Source organism: Spirulina subsalsa PCC 9445 (assembly GCF_000314005.1).
GTDB lineage: Bacteria > Cyanobacteriota > Cyanobacteriia > Cyanobacteriales > Spirulinaceae > Spirulina_A > Spirulina_A subsalsa.
Genome location: NZ_JH980292.1, coordinates 1,460,222 through 1,478,762, shown reverse-complemented (window position 1 = coordinate 1,478,762; position 18,541 = coordinate 1,460,222). Strand labels below are relative to the sequence as shown.

Genomic DNA, 18,541 nt, shown 5'->3' with positions numbered 1-18,541 from the left:
TTAGCTTGGTTTTCGCTTTGGGAGTTAGTGGTCAAGTCCATCCCCTCCCTGCAAGCGAGGAAGGGGAATTCCGCAACATTTTTGTTAAATGTTCTGGAGGATTTGACTCCCCCATAAGCGCTCTAAGTCCAAATTGGAAGCAACTTGAGCGAGTTTTCTTCGGTCTTTTGGGTCAGATAAATAGGGGATTATGCCTAACACAGGAATATGGGTTAATGACTCAATTAAATCTATGGGAATCCATTGACTTAACTGTTCATCAGAGACTAAAGAGGTACAGTTAAATACAATACCTCGTAGGGGAATTTTTGCTTGTCGGGCGAGGGCAACATGGGCAACGGTTTGACCAATCGCTCCTAATTTGACGGGAACGACTAATACGGCTTCGAGTCGCCATTCTCCCCCTAAATCCGCTACGGTTAGTTCTGCGGTGACGGGGGAGCCAAGTCCTCCTAATGCTTCAATTAGCACTAATTCTTTTTCCTGTTGCAGGCGGTTGAGATGTTGCCAAACGCGGCTTAAGTCAATGGTGCGACCTTCTTGTAAGGCGGCAACGGGGGGCGCAACGGGGGTGTCAAAGACCAGGGGGGTGGTGACTTCTGGGGGGAGTTGAAAGAGTTTTTGATAGAGTTCGCGATCGCCTACCCCCGTCTGCATGAGTTTCATCAGTCCCAAGGTAGTTGGATTATGGTACTGATACCAGTAAGCCACTAACGCAGAGGTTAACACGGTTTTCCCCGCATCGGTATCCGTGGCGGTGATTAATAAGCTTTGTTTGTTCATAGGTTAGGTGTCCCAGTGCAAGGGTTTGAGTATCAACCCATCTCCATTGATCCTAAAGCACAGGTGAACATTCTCGCCTGCCAGTCACCACAGGGGCAAAAATTCATCCCAAAGGGTAGAACGAGAGGATTTATGACCCCCTGAATGTGGGTATACTGGAATCCGTTAAACACTTGGGGAGAGAATACCGCTACTTTTTCAGAAGCCATTCTGTCTGGGCAAGTAATCTCGGTGAACCAAGAATCCCCACGCCTTTAGGCCCGGGAGTGTCAAATAATAACAACAAGAAGGAAAGAATGGAGTTACAAGGAAAAGTCGCCCTAGTCACTGGAGGGGGGGTTAGAGTTGGACGCGCTTTAGTTTTGGCTTTAGCGAAAGCTGGATGTGATGTTTTTATTCACTATGGCAATTCTGAGGCGGCGGCAGCTGAGGTTAAGGCGGAAGTGGAAGCCCTGGGAAAACGGGCGTTTACCTACTCGGCTGATTTGGGGAATCCGACGGCGACGGATACTGTTATCCCTCAAGCGGTGGAGGTATTCGGTCAGGTTGATATTTTAATTAATAGTGCGTCGATTTTCCCCGAAGATGTAGACCGCTTTGATCAGGTGGATGTGACGTTATGGGATCAATTGTTTGCGATTAATTTACGAGCGCCGTTCCAACTCTGTCAAGCCTTTGCCCGCCACATCCCCCCAGAGGGCAAGGGGAAAATTATTAATATCAATGATGCGCGGATTCCCCGCCCGAGGCCGAATACTTTTGCCTATCGTTTAACCAAGCGGGGACTCTGGGATATGACGGAAATTCTCGCGCTGGAGTTAGCCCCTCGGATTACGGTTAATGGTTTAGCGTTGGGGCAAATTCTCGAACCCCCGGATGTGCCGGATGCTAAACAGTTTATGGAAGATTTTGCCCATCGTTTAATCCCGGTGAAAATTCCGGGGAATCCCCAAGTGGTGACAGACAGCGCACTTTTTCTGTTGCAACAAGATTTCATCACCGGGGCAACAATTCGTTTGGATGGTGGGCAGTTTATTTAGGGTCTGCTGAATATTCATCACTTCCTAAACGTCCTTCCATAGCCCGTTTTAAGATTTCGGTCACTTCCGTGGCCATTCTAGCATCTAATTGAATGGCCTCCTGATTGGCATTTCTTGGGCTTAATTGAATGGCTCCACGCATCGCCAAACTAAATGTCACTAAACGGTTAGGACTGCGACTGTGATCAATACAATGAACCAAAGCAACATAAACGGCCTCCGCCCGATTGCGAATGCTAGTAATCCCATTACCCAACTTAGACAAAATCACCACTGATTGCAGTTTATCGCGCAAGTTAAGCTGTTGAATCCCTCGATCCATTAAACGGGCTGAATCATAACCAAAAGCTCGAACTAAACACTCTAAACTATGCCATTGTGCGCCCGGTAAACGAGAGGCTTGGGGGAGGTAATAGTGCCAGCCCAACATCGAAATCATGCGAGTTAAATCGTAAGCAGAAATGGTATTACTTTCCCATTGGGGAGCGTGGGAATCAGGGCTTAAGACTAATAAACTATTAGTGCGATCATATAACTCAGGAGAATCCATAAAAGGGGCTTCTCCATAACGTCCCCGAAAGATGAGTTGTTGATTCCCAGTCATCCGTTTTAACCAATTTTCTAGGGTGATTTGTGGCGCAAACCGCTTAAACATTGCCCCTAATGCGTTAGAACTGGCATTAGTTTGCTCATAACTAATGACATCTTGAGCAAGATTAAAAAACGGAATATGTTTATAGTTTCCTTGGCTGTCTCTGCCCCGAATGTTGCACCGATCAATATCAACCCGGGAGTATTTGCGATTGGCTTCACTGACAAGGTATAATAGGGGAATTATTTTACTGCCACTCCAAAATTCATCGTTATTTAGTGCGTTTCGTCCTAACCATTTTACTTGAAATCCTGATTCGCTAAAAGTACCAACGCAGGCGCAAGCTTCTTTAATATCAGAGTGCAGAAAATTTAAGCCCTGTGAATCAATTTTGGGCAGTTGTCCCACAAAAGGATAGGGCGAAAAGGTTGGATCAATCCGAGAGGCAGAAACCACGTTCTGACCATCAGGTTTTCGCATTAAATAACTGGGATAATTCTGAATTTCTCCTTTATAGGGAGATCGATGGATGCCTTCATAAAATAAAGCGGGTTTATCTGCATTTCCTTTACTAGATTCTTTAAGAAAATCTTGATAAATTTGTTGGGAATTTTTCGGAGGAATATTGGGAGGAGTAATAGGCGGCTGAATCGTTTTAGATTGCCTATTTAGTAGGGCTTCAGCAAAGAGCTTATCAAATTGTTCACTGGTGCGATAATTGACCGGGAATTGCTTACAAAAATCATTTAAAGCTTCATCAGTTTTTGTTCCATAAGCACCATCTAACCAAGATCCCCCGGGATAAAAATTGAATTCACTCAGTTGGGTTTGAATCTGTTTTACTAATTCGGTATCAGTGCGTAAGGTGCTGAGTTTAATTACAATATTGTGGTGAATAATATCTTCAAGTTTCATATAATATAAAGCCCCCTATATAAAGTGAATTGATGATTACAAACTGCACACCAGAAAAGCCGAGAAGACGGGGTAAGGCAGACAGACCTTTGTCCGCACGCACCCCACGCTGTACATCACCAAGAACAGAGGATGAGGATTAAGACCAGCCCCACTCTAATTCACCTTGGGCAATTTTCTGATGAATCAGTTCATTAATTAATCCTAATTCGGCGGGGGAGGCTTTGTTGTCTGCCCACAAAACTCTTTTTATTTCTTCATATTCCCCTTTGGTGACAACGCCATCCTCAACGGCTTTTTCGATAACCTGTTTCAAGCGTTGAAGTTGCGCTTGATCCGCTTCGGAAAGATTTTCCCAGATGGGTCTACCTTCTTTCATTAGACACCTCGTTAGATTATGCTATCCGCTCTTTTAACTTTATGATTTTCTAGAAAATCTATGATGATCTAGTAAGGCTGCGGTATTCCTATTCAGTCAACTGATGAAGTATTATTGCCATCAACATCAAGTCTTTAGCTTAACCACATCATCCCAGTTAGAGACGCTATAATAATCATGTCTTCGATTAATTACAGTGCTTGACTGTATTTGTTTATTCAGTTGTGACCACCAGTGCCAATCGTGCCGAGAATGATTCACTCCTAAACGGGCGGTAAAGGTACTGGGTAATCTTTCACTCAATCGCATACCTCGTCTAGCTATAGCTAAAGCTGCGACAACATCACTTGAGAGTCCATACATACGGGCATATTTGACCATACCAATTAGGCTGGTAAAGGCTGGATTAACTTCAATTAGGTAAATCCCTCGGTTAGAGCAGATAGCCTTTAAGGTTTTAAAAATTGGCTATAAGCCCAACCTGATAGAATTCTTGCATATTTCTTACCTCTTTCTCTGAACTCGGCTTTTTTATTCTGGAAGTCTAGTATTTCATGAACAATAGGACAGGTATAAAAATCTGCCAGTGTAGCCAGTTCCAAGCAAGCTTTGACGATTTGAGCTTGTGCTTTCCCTTTAGGTAAACCTTGCTCTAAAGATATCTTCCCATGAGCTTTGAGATTACCATCTTGATCGACATAAGACCAACCTACACTGGATGGATTAAGGTCAATCCCAATACATCCATAGTCTGAATGTCTAGATACTCGTTCGACTTTTCTGGGAGTAAACTGTACGGCAGCCACCCACTTAAATCCTTTACGATAAAAGTGCCAAGTTTTAGAACCGTCTTCAGGTAGCCGATTAATATTTCTCTCAAAGTCTCCTAAATAAGCCTCTACATATTTCCCATATTTATCTTCAAGACATTTAGGGACTCTAAACTTAATATTATTTCCATCCCATTGACAATTCTGATTCCCATAACTTTCACACTTTGCACCTACTACTAGAACATCATTACGAGGAACTTTAACGTGGATAGGGGCAGCTAGCAACTTCTCTATTCTTAGTTCAAGGTGTTTGATATATCTAGTTTTATGGTGAATAGCAAATCTAAGTCTCTGCCAGTTCGTTCTGTGGGTCTTGAGATCAGTACATAGAGGAAATCTACATCCCGTTTTTCGATTAGTCCAGTTCTTCTTTGAATAGAACTTCTGAGCGTCTTTGAGTTTCTTTTTAGCCTTGCGAAGCCAATCTTTAGCGCTTTTTAACTTACCTTTTAATTGCTTAATATTATAGGTTCTACATTCTAGAGCAGAACTTAAAGCTCCTTCTGCACTGGATATAACCCCAGCAGCGTGTCGCTTATTAATGCCATATTTATTTTGCAGATAGGTGTTCCAGTTACTCTTATTATAGTTGTCACTGCTTTGTAGAGTCTGAATCGTCTCTATCTTAGCTTGGCGAAATATTTTAGAATAGTCCAATAAAAAAACTTCAAATTGGGTTAGATTAAAAAGAGTTGGTTCACTCGATTTGGGGAAGCTTTTACAATAGGTTAATGCTTGATTCTTATTCATACTCTATACCCCTCCGCTTTTTCACATACTTTATCGGCTTCTGCTTGCAAACTTTCCATAAGTTTTCTATGTTTATGACTTCTAGACCCATATAATCTAGCTGAAAAGACCGTAATAATTTCTAAAACATCTTGGGCTAGTTCTTCCTCAAATGTAGGTTGCTCACCTTTGTGAATGATAACTATCTCAATTCCTTGAAGCTCACATAAACTAAATACCAACTCTGCGCCAAATCTTAGGAGACGGTCTTTATGAGTTAAAACTAAACGCTTCATTTGTCTTTTTAAAATAAGCTCTAATAGTTCTTGAAGACCTTTCTTGTGATAATTCATTCCACTGCCCATATCTCTTATGACCTTAGAGTTCCATCCTTTGGCAGCGCAGTAAGCTTCTAACATAGAGTGTTGTCTGTCTAGGTCTGCTTTTTGGTCATTACTGCTTACTCTTGCATAACAGACTGTTGGAGCATCTCCATTTCCTAAATTGAGAATTTCGGCTAAGTCATAGTAACGAGTTCCTCCCTTCGTTTTTCGTGCTGGCATAAGTTCGCCCGTCGCCTCCCACTTTCTTAAAGTATCGGGGGACGTACCTAGTAACCTTGCTGCTTCGCCAATCTTTACTAATCTTTTATCCATAACTCTAGATTAGCAGAGATTAAACTAAAATTTTTAACACTGTTTTAACCCCCAGAGTGAAAGATCGTCTCAGTCTGGTGACATGATCCACGGCTGAGAAACCGGATTTTTGTCCAGTTGTCAGGATCAAAATTCGCTGAGGATACGACTGGGATCGCCGATTTTTTCTGGGGCTTTGTTTTGGTCAGACAGGGGAAGAGGGGCAACTCCCCACGCTTGGGATAAACGCTGTAAGAGAATATCCTGTTGTCTCCTTAATTCTAGGATATCTCCTCCTTCGTTAATGATGGCAAACCACACTAAGCCGCGATCGCGTGTGGGTAAGACTCCGGCTAGGGCGCTGACGGAGGAGAGGGTTCCGGTTTTAATCAGGGTATGGGGGGGAAAGTTGCGAGTTTTCATCGTGCCTTCGGTGTCTCGGCCTTCTACGGGGAATAAATCCCCCACTCCTAAAGGATTATCTGCTAATTGACGTTCTAAGGCCATTAACATGGCAACGGAAGCATAAGGCGAAATGCGATTAGCGACACCGAGGCCGGAACCGTTGATCAATTGGATTTCTGAGGGGGGAACTTGTGTGATTTCGGCCGCAATCCTCATCACCTCATCTGCCCCCCCAATGGACTCCGCCAGGGCTTCAGACATCATGTTATTGCTGTAAATGTTCATCTGTTTGAGGATTTCCGCTAAGGTGACGGATTGATGACGCAATAACAGGGTGGGGGAGTTGTTGGGGAGTTGTGACTGGGTGATGATGCGGCCGCGCAGGTCAATCTGGGGGCGGGGGGTGCCAGGGGCCATTAAGCTGTATTGGTTGACAATTTCCCCTTGCCAGCGCTGGGAGTTGAAACTTTGTAGGAGGAGTTGGCTGGTGACGTTGGGGTTGGTGCGATAGTTCATGTAAAATTTCCCCACCACAATCAGGTTGCCCTCAACGCGCTTAAGGCCTAGCTGATTGAGGGCGTTTCCCAGTGCGATCGCCTCTTCCCAAATAAAAAACGGATCTCCACTGCCTTCAATCACGAGATCCCCTTGTAATACCCCTTCCCGAATCGGGCCGGTACTATAGACACGGGTTTCAAAACGATAGTCGGGCGACCAAGTTTCAAGGGCAGCGATAGTCGTGGCAATTTTGGTTAAAGAAGCCGCAGACATCGCCTCTTGTCCCCGTCGCACCGCCAAACGGGTCATATCTGACTGAAGCCAAACCCCTTGACGATTGGCGGCAATTCCCCGAGCGGCTAAGTCGTTTAAATACTGTTGTACGATTTGTTCCGCTTGAGTATCGGGTTCACTGGGCAGTTGAAAAAAAGTCGTTTGCTCCCACGCTAAGACCTCTTCAATTTGAGGGGGAGGGCTAAGAAAGTTTAAAACGCCTAAAAACGCGCCCGCAGCGCCGAGTAATGCAATGGGTTTGAGCATAGTGGATCAATCTCTACAGGGGCTATTGTAGCTGTCTACGGCGTTTCTTCAACTGCTCCCGTGAGAAATTCGGGGGGATGGGTAGGTTGAGATTCAGATTCCGCCGATGACGAACAATACCTGTGATTAACTGCCAACCCAACCGTAACAAGTTAAGCTTGTGTGTATAAGGTGATTCCCTTAGAAACAGACTATGATTCAAACCTCCCCTCTACCCGAAATTGCCCCAGAACATCTGATGGAAGTGGGAACCATTGTCTCTCCCCAAGGTCTTCAGGGGGCTTTGCGGGTCTATCCCAGTTCCGATTTCCCAGAACGCTTTCTCAATCCCGGTCTGCGCTGGTTACAATTGCCAAACGCTTCCGCACCGCAGATGGTGGAGTTAGTGGCCGGACGAGCCTTGCCGGGGAAAAATCTGTATGTGATTGAATTGGCCGGAATTGGCGATCGCACCCAAGCCGAAAATCTCCGCGGGGCTAAATTATTAGTCTCCCAAGAGGATCGCCCCCCCCTTGGTGAAGAAGAATATCACGTCGCCGATCTACTCAACCTCCAAGTCATTAACCAATTAACGGGAGAAACCATCGGACAAATCACTGACGTATTTAGTGCCGGACATGATCTCCTAGAAGTTACCCTCAAAACTCCCCCCCCCGAAAATTCTCCGGAAATAGAATTATCCCCCCCGAAAAGGAACAAACAACGGCGGAAACAGTCGAAACCGCCAACGGTTTTAATTCCCTTTGTTAAGGAGATTGTACCTGTGATCGACCTCAAGGCGGGCTGTGTCGAAATTCACCCCCCCCCGGGTCTTTTAGAAGTGAATCAAGCTTGAATCCAATGCTATGATGGCGGGTAAAAACGAGGCTAATTAAGGGGCTATTCTCGCTCAATTCTAACTTCACCCCTTCCACACTTTAAGGAGAAAATTTATATGGAAATGCTTGGCTACAATGAAATGGTAGTTCTCTATGAGGGTTATGTCGGACCGTTAGAAGTGCGCACTCTGACCTTCCCCAAAACCTTCAATTTGAAGCAACTCTCAACAGCCGCCGCCTTAATTGGCTTTATCTTCTTTGGTGGATTTACCGCCGTTGTTGCCACCACCTTAGCGCGTCCTAGTCAAGGGGAACTCGCCCCCCAAGAAATCCCCCTGCCCTAGTTTTAGTCAACTGCCTCCCCCACAAGGGGATACCTTAACTCAGTGAGAATCGGTTAGCTTTTCCCTTCGTTGAGTGGAATCCCCCTAAATCCCCCTTCTAAAGGGGGACTTCCGTATTTTTCCCCATATTTCCCCCCCTTCCAAAGGGGGGCTAGGGGGGATAAGTCCCTTAAATGCTTTCTACTTCTTCCTCTTTGAGGTGAGCGCGGAATTTCTTGCTGAACTGGACTAGGTAGGGAAAATTTGCACTTACAGGTCTACCTTCCCACTCCGTAATAATCGCTGTTAGTTCGCCTTCCATCCCTTTGATGTCGAAGGCTTGTTTTTTGTTTTCGGGGTGATGATACACAATAACAGATTCTTTAACACGAACGCGATCGCCAATTTTCATAGTGTTCTCTTGTCTCTCTCGTGGGTCAGCAAGTGAATTGCCATTTCATTACTTTACACCCGAGACGGTAGCCTTGAAAATTGATAATTGATGCCTCAAACCACATCCCAAGCAGAAATAGGCAGAGTTTTCCTGCTCCCAATTGATTACGATGAGGCAAAATAATGAGAGTGCAAAGACAAAACAGTTATGAAATATGGAATTGATATGGGACACAATGCCCCCCCAGATGTTGGGGCATCTTCCCGCTTTGGTCTAGAGGATGATCTCACCAAAGCCGTCGGAACACAAGTGATTCAGAAATTGCGAGATCTGGGTCATGAAGTGATTGACTGCACCCCCAGCCAAGCCAATAGTGTCACTAATTCACTCTGGCAGCGTGTGAATGCCGCCAACACCCACCGAGTTGATGTATTCGTTTCCATTCACTTTAATGCTTTTAATGGCAGCGCCCACGGTACCGAAATCTATGCGGTCAGTGATGCCGGACGGCGCATTGCTCAACCGGTGTTAGAAAGTATTGTCGCCTTGGGCTTTTTCAATCGCCAAGTGAAAAATGGCTCTCATCTGTATGTGTTGCGAAATACCAATATGCCCGCTATTTTGGTGGAATGTTGTTTCATGGACTCAGAACGAGACATGAACCGATATAACACCACCGCGATGGCCAATGCCATTGTCATTGGATTAGCGGGGAGACTGCCAGATTCCAGTCGCAATGAACCCAGTCCGGGCGATCGCACCAAAGCCCTCCAAGAAGCCCTCAATCGTCTCCAAATTCGGGATAGCAACGGCAGAAGTTTAGTCGAAGATGGGATCACCGGACCCGCTACCCGGTCGGCAACCCAACGGTTTCATGAAATTGTCGGCATTAACGCCGCCGGGGATCCTGTGTCTTTTACTTGGAACGCCCTTGAAGAAATTTTCACCCAACCTGTCCTCCGTCCCAATGAAGCGGAAGGAATTGCCGTGCGCTATGTTCAATTTCGCATCGGGGGGGAACTGACGGCCGTGTATGATCAACCGACCGTTGAACTGGTCAGAAGTTACCAACGCCGTCAAGGACTAGCGGCCGATGGGATTGTGGGGCCTCAAACCTGGTCCCAACTCCTTGGCAATCCAATCCCCCGTTTAGCCTTGGAAATTATTCGAGATACGGTGCTGAAACAACAACCCATTGATAGCACCCTGATTTCCGATCCCAACTTGAAATACAACATCAATCGGGGGGAAGTCTTGCCCTTGCATAGTTGGAACGAAGAAGGCAACCATGTAAAAGTCGCCCTACGAGATCACACCTTTAATGGGTTTAACACTTGGTACGCCTTTGTAGACCATATTGAAATTCTCGAAAACGGCAAACCCTTACAACAAGAACCCGCCGTCGAACAACCTCAAGTTCAACGGAATGATGCCTTTAACCTGCCCGGTTATACCAGCACCTTCTACCTCAATGAACCTATTCTGCCCAACGGTCACTTTTTCTGGCGAGAAGCCCTGCATAATGGTCAGCGCATCCCCCAATCCAAAGCCCATGTAGAAAATATTCTCGCCCTCGCTTCCCGCTTAGAAGAAGTACGGCAACGCTTAGGTGGGTTTCCCATGACAGTGACCAGTTGGTATCGTCCCGAACCGTGGAACCGTCAAGCTGGGGGCGCCCCGAATTCTCGCCATTTATCCGGCCAAGCGGTGGACTTTCTCCGGCCGGGTTTAACCGGGCGACAAATGGCTAGCCGTTTAAGTAATTGGCCTGGAGGCATGGGGATTTATACCCAGTATCCCAATTTATTACACTTAGATATCCGTCCCTATCGCGCCCGTTGGGGAGGGGCTTAGACTGTTGCAATAATCTTTAAAATCCGTTCAGTATCCTCCAACTCCCCCACAATCCGGCGAACGGGAGTCGGCCACGCTCGGACGAGGGTGGGGGTAGCGGATACTTGGTCTTTTTCGGCCTGTTCAGGATGTTTGAAAATGTCAATCACTTTGAGGGTGTAGGGAAATTTTAGGCCGTCTTCCAGCAGTCTATGGAGGTTCATGAGGGTTTTTTCCGTACTGCTGCGATCGCCAGAAACAAATAGTCTTAATACATAAGTATTGGGCGAATCCAAAAAGGATAAACTCGGCACCGCTTGGAACTCCTCCCAAGGATTGGGCAAACGATGATAGGGGATAATTAAATCATGACAGTCCCATAATTCAGGAAAGCGGGAACGATAGCTTTCCACTATCAAAGGTTCGCAAAATTCCTCTTGCCACGGCACCACCTGCCAAGTCAGATTAGGAGTCCCGAACAGGGCATTTAACAAGTATTTATAGCGTTGTACAGGCGGATAACATTCCGCGACAGTGTGGAGGTTTTGAGTTTTAGGATCTCGCCAACGGTCAATAGTGGCCGTATAACTGGGAATGAGAAAATGAGGCGGCTCAGATAACCCTAAGACTTCTTGTAACCCTGTACAAAGATGGGTATGCCATCGGTCTTGTTTATTCGGATCAATTCCATAGATAATATCGCCCCCAGGGGTAAAGAGCGCGATTCCCTTAAAGAGTAAGGGTAAGGCAGGAGAGGAATCAGTCATAAAGATACAAGTGGAGGAGTGAAGCCAGAAAAGCCCTACAACTATTGTAGGGCTTGCTGAATAACTCTGCTCGTGGGGCGAGGCAAGAGGCAATAGGCACTTTTGCCAGAGTTTTGGCTATTCGCTACGGTCGAATTTTCCCCTCAGAATCCGAAAAAGGCTTGCCTTTTTTGGTTATTTATCCCTAAAACCCTGTGCTTAAAACGGCTGAAAGCCCTATGAACAGTGATTGGAGGAATATTCAGCAGACCCTATTGTAGGGTCTGCTGAGAAAGTCTGCTGTTGGGGGGATTGGGTCTGAAACTCGGTCGTTTTAACAAAAATGTTGCGGAATTCCCCTTCCTCGCTTGCAGGGACCGGATGGACTTGACCACTAACTCCCAAAGCGAAAACCAAGCTAAAAAGGGCTGTGTTGCAAGAGAAAATTTGGGTCTTAGGAACTAGGACTGCTGCCTGGGGAGGGAAGATAAGACTCGCTATATTTCGGTATAGAAAGCACTTCCCATTGAATCAGGAAGCTCCATCCTCGCGCCTCGGCAGGGTGGGGTAGTTCACGACGGCTTTCTAGGGCAGAATCATGAATCCTGAGTCTAGGGGAATCTCTGAAGCCGGGAGCGGTTTACAAAATAGGTAGCCTTGCCCAAATTCACAGCCTAGTTCTTGCAAATATTTTAACTGTTCTGGCGTTTCAATGCCCTCAGCGACCACCGCTAAACCCAGTTGATGACTCAAGGCAATAATAGTTTGCACCATCTGATAATTGCGGTTGCCCGGTTGCATTTGGTTCACAAAAGAACGATCAATTTTGAGGGTGTCAATGGGGAAGCGGTGTAAATAGCCTAAAGAAGAGTACCCAGTGCCGAAATCATCTAAGCTGATGTGGATTTGTCGCGATCGCAATTCCTCCGTCAGCGCGATCGCCATTGTGGTATTCTCCATCAAAGCACTTTCGGTAATTTCCAGCTTCAGATCCCAAGGATTCACCCCCGTTTTAGCCAGAACCTTCTCCACATCCGCCAACAACGTAGCACTCCCAAACTGACGCACCGAGAGATTAACACTCATCATCAAACCCACATACCCCTGTTGATGCCACTCCTGGAGTTGTTGACAAGCTTGTTCTAACACCACTAAACCCACTTGCACCACCAAACCCGTTTCCTCCAGACAAGGGATAAACTCCCCCGGTGACACCAATCCTCGTTCAGGGTGTCGCCAACGCACCAACGCTTCAAACCCCACAATCTCCTGAGTGGTGAGCCGAATAATGGGTTGATAGTAAGTAATAAACTCCTGCTCTTCTAAAGCCCGTTGTAAATCCGTTTCTAGTGTTAACCGTTTTAGGGTGGCTGCCTTCATTGCACAGTTAAAGATTTGATAACACCCCTTACCCCGCAGCTTCGCCTTATACATTGCCATATCCGCCGCTTGTAGGAGTGCCTCTCCACTCGCCCCGACTTCATCTTCTAGCGCCAATCCCAGACAAACCGACATAAAAATATCACAGTTGGCCACCTGAAAAGGTTTCAGAAACCCCGCCATAACCTCATCAATCCAAGGGATTAACCCGTCAGCACTGGGGACATGATGGAGCAAAAAGCAAAACTCATCCTCCCCCACCCGACAGAGCAAATCCCCCCGGCGTAGATGCTGTTTCAGGCGTTGAGCGATGGACTGAAGCAATTCATTCCCTACCCCATAGCCAAAAGCACCGTTAACTAACTTAAACTGATCACAGTCTAAATAGGCGATCGCATGATTCCCCCCAGAACGAGAAGTCTCTGCTAAGGTATCCAGTAAATAGACCCGACTCCCTAACTGGGTCAAACTATCTACATTAAGCAGGGTTTCTAACTGAGCCGTGCGTTCTTCAACCATTGCCTCCAGTTGAGTATTAAACACCGTTAACTGTTGATATTGTTGGTGAATTCTCAACATCGAACGAACCCGCGCCATTAGTTCTAACCGACTTACAGGTTTAGCAATAAAATCATCTGCCCCAGCCGCTAAACATTCGGCGAGAGTGTCTTTAGACGATAAAGCCGTGACCATAATAATCGGAGTTCTTGCCCATTCTGCCATCGCTTTAATGCGTTTACAAACCTCGATCCCATCCAGAACAGGCATCATCACATCTAGTAAGATTAAATCCGGTTGGATGATGGGCAGGACTGAAATAGCCTCTGTGCCATTAGCGGCATAGTGTAAGTCATAGTCTTCTTCTATCAATAAGGTTTCAATAACATCAAAGTTATCCGGTTCGTCATCAACAATCAAAAGAGAAAACATAGGTAGATTTTGGGTTAGGGAAAAATTTTCGGGTTGGATTACAATGATCCCGGAATAATCAATCATCCATTTCTCAATGGGTGAAGGAAATGTTACGAGGAAAGCCTAGCGTCACCCAGAAAACACCAACTGGAGTAAAAATAAGATGATTCACGATCCTAGTTCGGCTCGGAAGATGGGGCGAGGGGTAAGGTGATATTTACCCTTGTTTCTTGATTATGAATACTGGTAATTTCTGTTTTTCCTCCTACCAAATCAGTGATTTTTTGTATTATCTTTAAGCCCAAGCCCATCCCCTGCTGTTCATAATGCTTCCGCCCAAACTGAATAAAAGCACCGATTTGATTAATTTGCTCTTCAGTCATGCCACGGCCTAAATCCTGAATCGAAAGGATTAATTTGTCATCCAGAATTTTTGTGTGTAGCGTGATTTTAGTTCCCGGTTTAGAGAACTTTAAGGCATTCTCTATCACCTCATTTAAAATAATGGTTAAATACCGCTCTGAAATAGCCACTGAACCCGGCTCTATCATGACATCAAAATCATCATAACGTTGGCTTTGTTGAGCATATTTTTTCCAAATCGGTTCAAGGAAAGATAGAGATAGCAAGCTAGAGTCTAAGGGCTGTTTTTTTGACTCAGGAACAGAGCCTAAACCCTCTTTGTCTTGGCTAGTTTTTAACTCCAACTCTAAATAAATCAAAAAGCGTTTTACTAGACCTTCGAGGCGACAGGCTGATTGATGGGCTAAACCTAACATTTCCATGATTTCGGCAGTGTCCATATCTTCGAGATCGTCCATGACCAAGGAGATCATGCCTAAAATGCCATTAAGAGGAGTATTTAACTCATGGGAGAGACTAGAGGCAAGATTACCCCGCAATTGTTCTAAGGTTCCCTGCAAAATATGAATAGTATTGTTCTGGACACCATATAACTTTTCAATCTTATTATACTGATGCTTAATGCGCAGCATTGAATGAACACGAGCGCGTAATTCTAAGGCATTAATCGGTTTGCCCATAAAGTCATCTGCACCTGCGGCCAAACATTCGGCGAGACTTTCCTTGGAAGACAACGCTGTAACCATAATGATGGGTGTTGTTGCCCATTCTGGCATGGCTTTGATGCGTTTACAAACCTCGATCCCATTCATAACAGGCATCATCACATCCAGTAAAATTAAATCGGGCTGCATGATGGGAAGAACTGAAATAGCGTCCTCTCCACTCGCTGAGTAATATAACTCATAGTCTTGATTACTTAATAAGGTTTCAATGACATCAAAGTTGTCCGGTTCATCATCAATCACTAAGACTTTTGAGGTGTTCATCATGGTTTTGGGGGTTGGGATGAGTTGAACTATTCAGGGTATTTAATTAAGGTTAATCCTTAAGTCAACAATCAATTAGCACCCATGATTAAAAAGAGAAGATAAAAGATTCTTTCAATATACCTATTCTACAACAAGTTTTCATGATATTTTTTGATATTACTGGTTGAGCATACTTATCTCCCCCCCTATTCCCCTCCCATAAGCGGGGGGGGTTAATAACTGTTGAATGGTTAGGGTTAACTGTTTTAATCTCACTGGCTTACTCAGGTATTCATCAGCCCCTGCTTGTAAACAGCGATCGCGATCACTGTCCATCGCCAACGCCGTTAAAGCAATGATGGGCGTTGTCGCCAACTCAGGCATCTCCCGCATCCGTTTCATCGCCTCTAGTCCATCCATTCCCGGCATTTGAACATCCATCAGAATTAAATCGGGAGATAAAGCCACCGCCTGATTAATGGCCTCCTGACCATTTTTCGCCAACTCAATCCGGTAGCCTTTCGCCGTTAAATAGCTGGAAATGGTGCTGATATTGGCTTCATTATCTTCCGCTAACAGCAGCAGAGGAGACGATTCGCCCGGTGATTTGATCTCCAGATCATTAGCTTGTCCCCCCAGATTAGCAGGGGGCTGTTCGGGAATCGTCTGACCCGCTTCATAGGGTAAATCAATCATAAAACAACTCCCGACACCCTCTTCACTGGTTAACCCCACCTGTCCGCCATGAAGTTCAACAATCCGTTTAGTGAGGGCTAAACCTAAACCCGTTCCTTGATATTGGCGATTGAGGGCGCTGTCAATTTGCATAAAGGGCTGAAACAACTTTTTGAGATTTTTGGGGCTAATCCCAATTCCCGTATCAATCACTGAAAATCGGAGAGAGTAGGTTTCCCTCCCAGACTCAGAAGGGGGGATTGTGGAGACTTTTAGCACGATGCGCCCCCATTCAGGGGTAAACTTCACCGCATTATTCAACAGATTAATTAATACTTGACGGATGCGCCGTTCATCTAGAACAATATCGGGCAAATTTAAGGGCAGATCAACCGAGAGTTGAATCCGTTTTTTCAGGGCTTGCTGTTTGATAAAGGAGATACTGGATTGACACAGAGGCGCGATCGCCGTCGGGGAACAATCTAACTCCACCTGACCCGATTCTATCTTTGCCACATCCAAAATATCATTAATCAACTCCAGCAGGTGAGAAGCGCTCCGTTCCACCGTTTGCAGGGCTTTCAGTTGTCTGTCATTGAGAGGGCCGAAAATTTCCTCTTGTAGCCCTTCCGTCATACCTAAAATGGCATTAAGGGGGGTGCGGAGTTCATGGCTCATATTAGCCAGAAACTCATCCTTGAGACGGGTAGCGCGGATCAGTTCCTCATTAGTCGCTTGTAGTTGGGCTTGGGCTATTTTGCGATCGGTGATATCTTCAGCAATCCCGGCGATTCGATAGACCTCGCCCTGGGCGTTGGGGATGGGGAAAGCGCGATCGCGAATCCAGCGAATTTCCCCATCGGGGCGCACAATCCGGTATTCCTCATCATATTCCCCTTTGACTTGTTTAGGAATCGCCGCCACAACACCATCACGATCCTCCGGGTGAATCGCCTCCACCCAAGCATTAGGCGAAATATACAGTTCATCTGACCTGCGGCCCCAGATACGGCTATAAACCGGACTAACATAAACTCTCCCGGTGTGTTGGAGGTCAATAATCCAAAAAACCGCATCAATCCCCTGTACCAATTGTCGGAATTTTTCCTCACTTTCCTGGAGAGCCTTTTCTGCTTGTTGGCGATCGGTAATATCCTGAAAAGTTCCCACCACCCCAATAATATTCCCCCTCAAATCCCGCAGAGGCAGCTTATTGATATCCAGCCAATGTAATTCCCCATCGGGAAAAATCGCCTGTTGCACAATACCGATCAGGGGAGATCCCGATTCAATCACCTGCTGATCAAGGCGGCGATACCCCAACGCTTCCACCTCATTGTAGAGATCAAAATCCGTTTTCCCCACCACCCCAGCAGGAGAATCAACCCCTAAAGTTGTGGCAAATTGACCATTACAGCCCTGATAATGGAGGGCGCAATCTTTCCAAAATACAGCGAGGGGAACCGTATCTAAAACCGTTTGTAAAAACTGTTGAGATGCCCGCAGGTCTTGTTCCGCCCGTTCCCGTTGAACCCGTGCGGCGTGCTGTTCGCTAATATCCACATTGACCCCCGTCATAGTCAGAGGATGCCCCGCCTCATCCCGCACCACCACCCCATAGGTTTTAATGTGGCGAATCCTGCCATCAGGTAGGAAAATGCGAAATTCACTATTGTATTCCCTCCCGGTGTTGAGAACCCTGGTCACATCCTCCATCAAGCGCCGCAGATCCTCCGGGTGGACATATTCCTGCCACTGCTCATAGGTGAGATCGGCATCTGGGGGGAGGTCGTAAAGTTCTCGCATCCGTTCATCCCAGATCACCGTGTTGTCCTGCAATTGCCACGTCCAACACCCCATCGATGCCGATTTTAAAGCCAGGGAGAGACGTTCCGAGAGTTTTTGTAATTGGGCTTCCCGTTTTTGGAGTTCAGCCGTGCGTTGGGCGACCTTAGTTTCTAACTCTTGGTTGAGGCGATGGAGTTCCTCCTCTGCTTGCTGGCGTTGACGGAGTGCAGCTTGCTGCTGGGTAATATCCCGCACCATGAATAACACCTCATCCTCCCCACTTTTCACCACCCGCACCTCTTCATCCTGACGGCGGTTATTCACCCAGAGGGTTTGCTCATAAATTTGCAATTCTCCCGTTGCTAGGGCTTGGCGAATGTAGTAAAGATGGCGTTCTGCCAAGTCTGGGGGCAACATAGCAGTGATGGATTTTCCCGTGGGGTCAATATCGGCGTGAATCACATCTCCACAACGAGAGGAGGTAACAAAACCTCGATAGACTCCATCGGCCCCCACCCGAAACATTAAATCAGGAATCGCCATCAATACGGCATGGTTGCGACGCTCACTCTCCCGCAAGGCTTGCTCGGCTTGGCGACGCTGACGGCGAGTTTGAGCTTCTCGCACTTCCCTGCGCACTGTCTCCGGCAACCGGGCTAAATTCCCCTTCATAATGTAGTCGCTGGCTCCGGCTTTCATCATCTCCACGGCCAATTTTTCCCCAATGGTTCCTGACACGACCAAAAAGGGAATATCCTGTTGGCTTTCTTTGAGGATTTCGAGGGCGGTGGGGGCATCAAAACCGGGGAGGTTATAATCGGAGACAATCACATCCCAAGGCTGATGGGGTAGGGCTTCCCTCAGTGCCGGGGCGGTTTGCACCCGTTCCCACATCAGATCAAATCCATCCCGTCGCAAGACCCGCAGCAATAACTCGGCATCATCATCGGAGTCTTCCACTAATAACAGATGCAGTGCTTCCGGCATAA

Annotated in this window: 16 protein-coding genes and 1 pseudogene; 4 read left to right on the top strand and 13 right to left on the bottom strand. The window is 46.3% G+C overall.

The genetic code is table 11. The annotated features are described in order from the left end of the window. Positions 1 to 84: 84 nt before the first annotated feature. A complete protein-coding gene (gene bioD, locus SPI9445_RS0106910) occupies positions 85 to 783 on the bottom strand; it encodes a dethiobiotin synthase (protein WP_017304005.1) in 699 nt (232 codons plus the stop codon). 32 nt (positions 784 to 815) lie between these two features. Next, the gene (locus SPI9445_RS31340; RefSeq protein ID WP_017304004.1) at positions 816 to 992 is read right to left on the bottom strand and encodes a hypothetical protein; all 177 of its coding nucleotides are present in this window, start codon (positions 990 to 992) and stop codon (positions 816 to 818) included. An 87-nt stretch (positions 993 to 1,079) separates the two neighbouring features. On the opposite strand from SPI9445_RS31340, the gene SPI9445_RS0106900 reads away from it, so the two are divergent. Continuing rightward, entirely contained in the window at positions 1,080 to 1,823 is a 744-nt protein-coding gene (locus tag SPI9445_RS0106900; protein WP_017304003.1) for an SDR family NAD(P)-dependent oxidoreductase, read from the top strand. Here SPI9445_RS0106900 and SPI9445_RS0106895 read toward each other — a convergent pair. The 5 genes from SPI9445_RS0106895 to SPI9445_RS0106875 all read right to left on the bottom strand — a co-directional run bounded on the left by SPI9445_RS0106895 (position 1,816) and on the right by SPI9445_RS0106875 (position 7,349). After that, positions 1,816 to 3,330, bottom strand: coding sequence for a peptidoglycan-binding protein (locus SPI9445_RS0106895; RefSeq protein WP_017304002.1), 1,515 nt, complete (start codon positions 3,328 to 3,330; stop codon positions 1,816 to 1,818). The two genes, SPI9445_RS0106900 and SPI9445_RS0106895, sit on opposite strands and share 8 nt — an antisense overlap. 139 nt (positions 3,331 to 3,469) lie before the next feature. Next, positions 3,470 to 3,709: a hypothetical protein gene (locus SPI9445_RS0106890; protein ID WP_017304001.1), complete on the bottom strand. Its 240-nt coding sequence runs from the start codon at positions 3,707 to 3,709 to the stop codon at positions 3,470 to 3,472. Between the two features lie 449 nt (positions 3,710 to 4,158). Beyond that, positions 4,159 to 5,292 (bottom strand): hypothetical protein, encoded by a 1,134-nt coding sequence (locus SPI9445_RS26925; protein WP_017304000.1) that lies wholly within the window; start codon positions 5,290 to 5,292, stop codon positions 4,159 to 4,161. Continuing rightward, positions 5,289 to 5,927 (bottom strand): IS607 family transposase, encoded by a 639-nt coding sequence (locus tag SPI9445_RS0106880; RefSeq protein WP_017303999.1) that lies wholly within the window; start codon positions 5,925 to 5,927, stop codon positions 5,289 to 5,291. The genes SPI9445_RS26925 and SPI9445_RS0106880 overlap by 4 nt, the downstream gene beginning before the upstream one ends. A 126-nt stretch (positions 5,928 to 6,053) precedes the next feature. After that, a complete protein-coding gene (locus SPI9445_RS0106875; RefSeq protein WP_017303998.1) occupies positions 6,054 to 7,349 on the bottom strand; it encodes a D-alanyl-D-alanine carboxypeptidase in 1,296 nt (431 codons plus the stop codon). A gap of 193 nt (positions 7,350 to 7,542) precedes the next feature. Here SPI9445_RS0106875 and rimM point away from each other — a divergent pair, with 193 nt between their 5' ends. Together rimM and SPI9445_RS0106865 are read left to right on the top strand one after the other, a co-directional pair. After that, the gene (rimM, locus tag SPI9445_RS0106870; protein ID WP_017303997.1) at positions 7,543 to 8,184 is read left to right on the top strand and encodes a ribosome maturation factor RimM; all 642 of its coding nucleotides are present in this window, start codon (positions 7,543 to 7,545) and stop codon (positions 8,182 to 8,184) included. Positions 8,185 to 8,283: 99 nt separating this feature from the next. Continuing rightward, positions 8,284 to 8,511: a hypothetical protein gene (locus SPI9445_RS0106865; protein ID WP_017303996.1), complete on the top strand. Its 228-nt coding sequence runs from the start codon at positions 8,284 to 8,286 to the stop codon at positions 8,509 to 8,511. A gap of 169 nt (positions 8,512 to 8,680) precedes the next feature. On the opposite strand, the gene SPI9445_RS0106860 is transcribed toward SPI9445_RS0106865, so the two are convergent. Then, positions 8,681 to 8,902 carry a ferredoxin-thioredoxin reductase variable chain gene (locus SPI9445_RS0106860; RefSeq protein ID WP_017303995.1) on the bottom strand — a complete coding sequence of 74 codons (222 nt, stop codon included), beginning with the start codon at positions 8,900 to 8,902 and terminating at the stop codon, positions 8,681 to 8,683. Positions 8,903 to 9,091: 189 nt separating this feature from the next. Here SPI9445_RS0106860 and SPI9445_RS0106855 point away from each other — a divergent pair, with 189 nt between their 5' ends. Further along, the gene (locus SPI9445_RS0106855; protein ID WP_017303994.1) at positions 9,092 to 10,738 is read left to right on the top strand and encodes an N-acetylmuramoyl-L-alanine amidase; all 1,647 of its coding nucleotides are present in this window, start codon (positions 9,092 to 9,094) and stop codon (positions 10,736 to 10,738) included. On the opposite strand, the gene SPI9445_RS0106850 is transcribed toward SPI9445_RS0106855, so the two are convergent. The 5 genes and pseudogenes from SPI9445_RS0106850 to SPI9445_RS31975 form a co-directional block, all read right to left on the bottom strand. Beyond that, entirely contained in the window at positions 10,735 to 11,484 is a 750-nt protein-coding gene (locus tag SPI9445_RS0106850; protein ID WP_017303993.1) for a circadian clock KaiB family protein, read from the bottom strand. The genes SPI9445_RS0106855 and SPI9445_RS0106850 overlap by 4 nt on opposite strands. Before the next feature lie 564 nt (positions 11,485 to 12,048). Continuing rightward, positions 12,049 to 13,773 (bottom strand): two-component system response regulator, encoded by a 1,725-nt coding sequence (locus tag SPI9445_RS0106845; protein ID WP_033374299.1) that lies wholly within the window; start codon positions 13,771 to 13,773, stop codon positions 12,049 to 12,051. Positions 13,774 to 13,931: 158 nt separating this feature from the next. Then, entirely contained in the window at positions 13,932 to 15,107 is a 1,176-nt protein-coding gene (locus tag SPI9445_RS0106840; protein ID WP_017303991.1) for a hybrid sensor histidine kinase/response regulator, read from the bottom strand. A gap of 159 nt (positions 15,108 to 15,266) precedes the next feature. Next, positions 15,267 to 16,856: a PAS domain-containing hybrid sensor histidine kinase/response regulator gene (locus SPI9445_RS31980; protein WP_420329818.1), complete on the bottom strand. Its 1,590-nt coding sequence runs from the start codon at positions 16,854 to 16,856 to the stop codon at positions 15,267 to 15,269. A 39-nt stretch (positions 16,857 to 16,895) separates the two neighbouring features. Then, a pseudogene (locus SPI9445_RS31975) lies at positions 16,896 to 18,539 on the bottom strand (PAS domain-containing protein); the annotation flags it as partial. Positions 18,540 to 18,541: the final 2 nt, after the last annotated feature.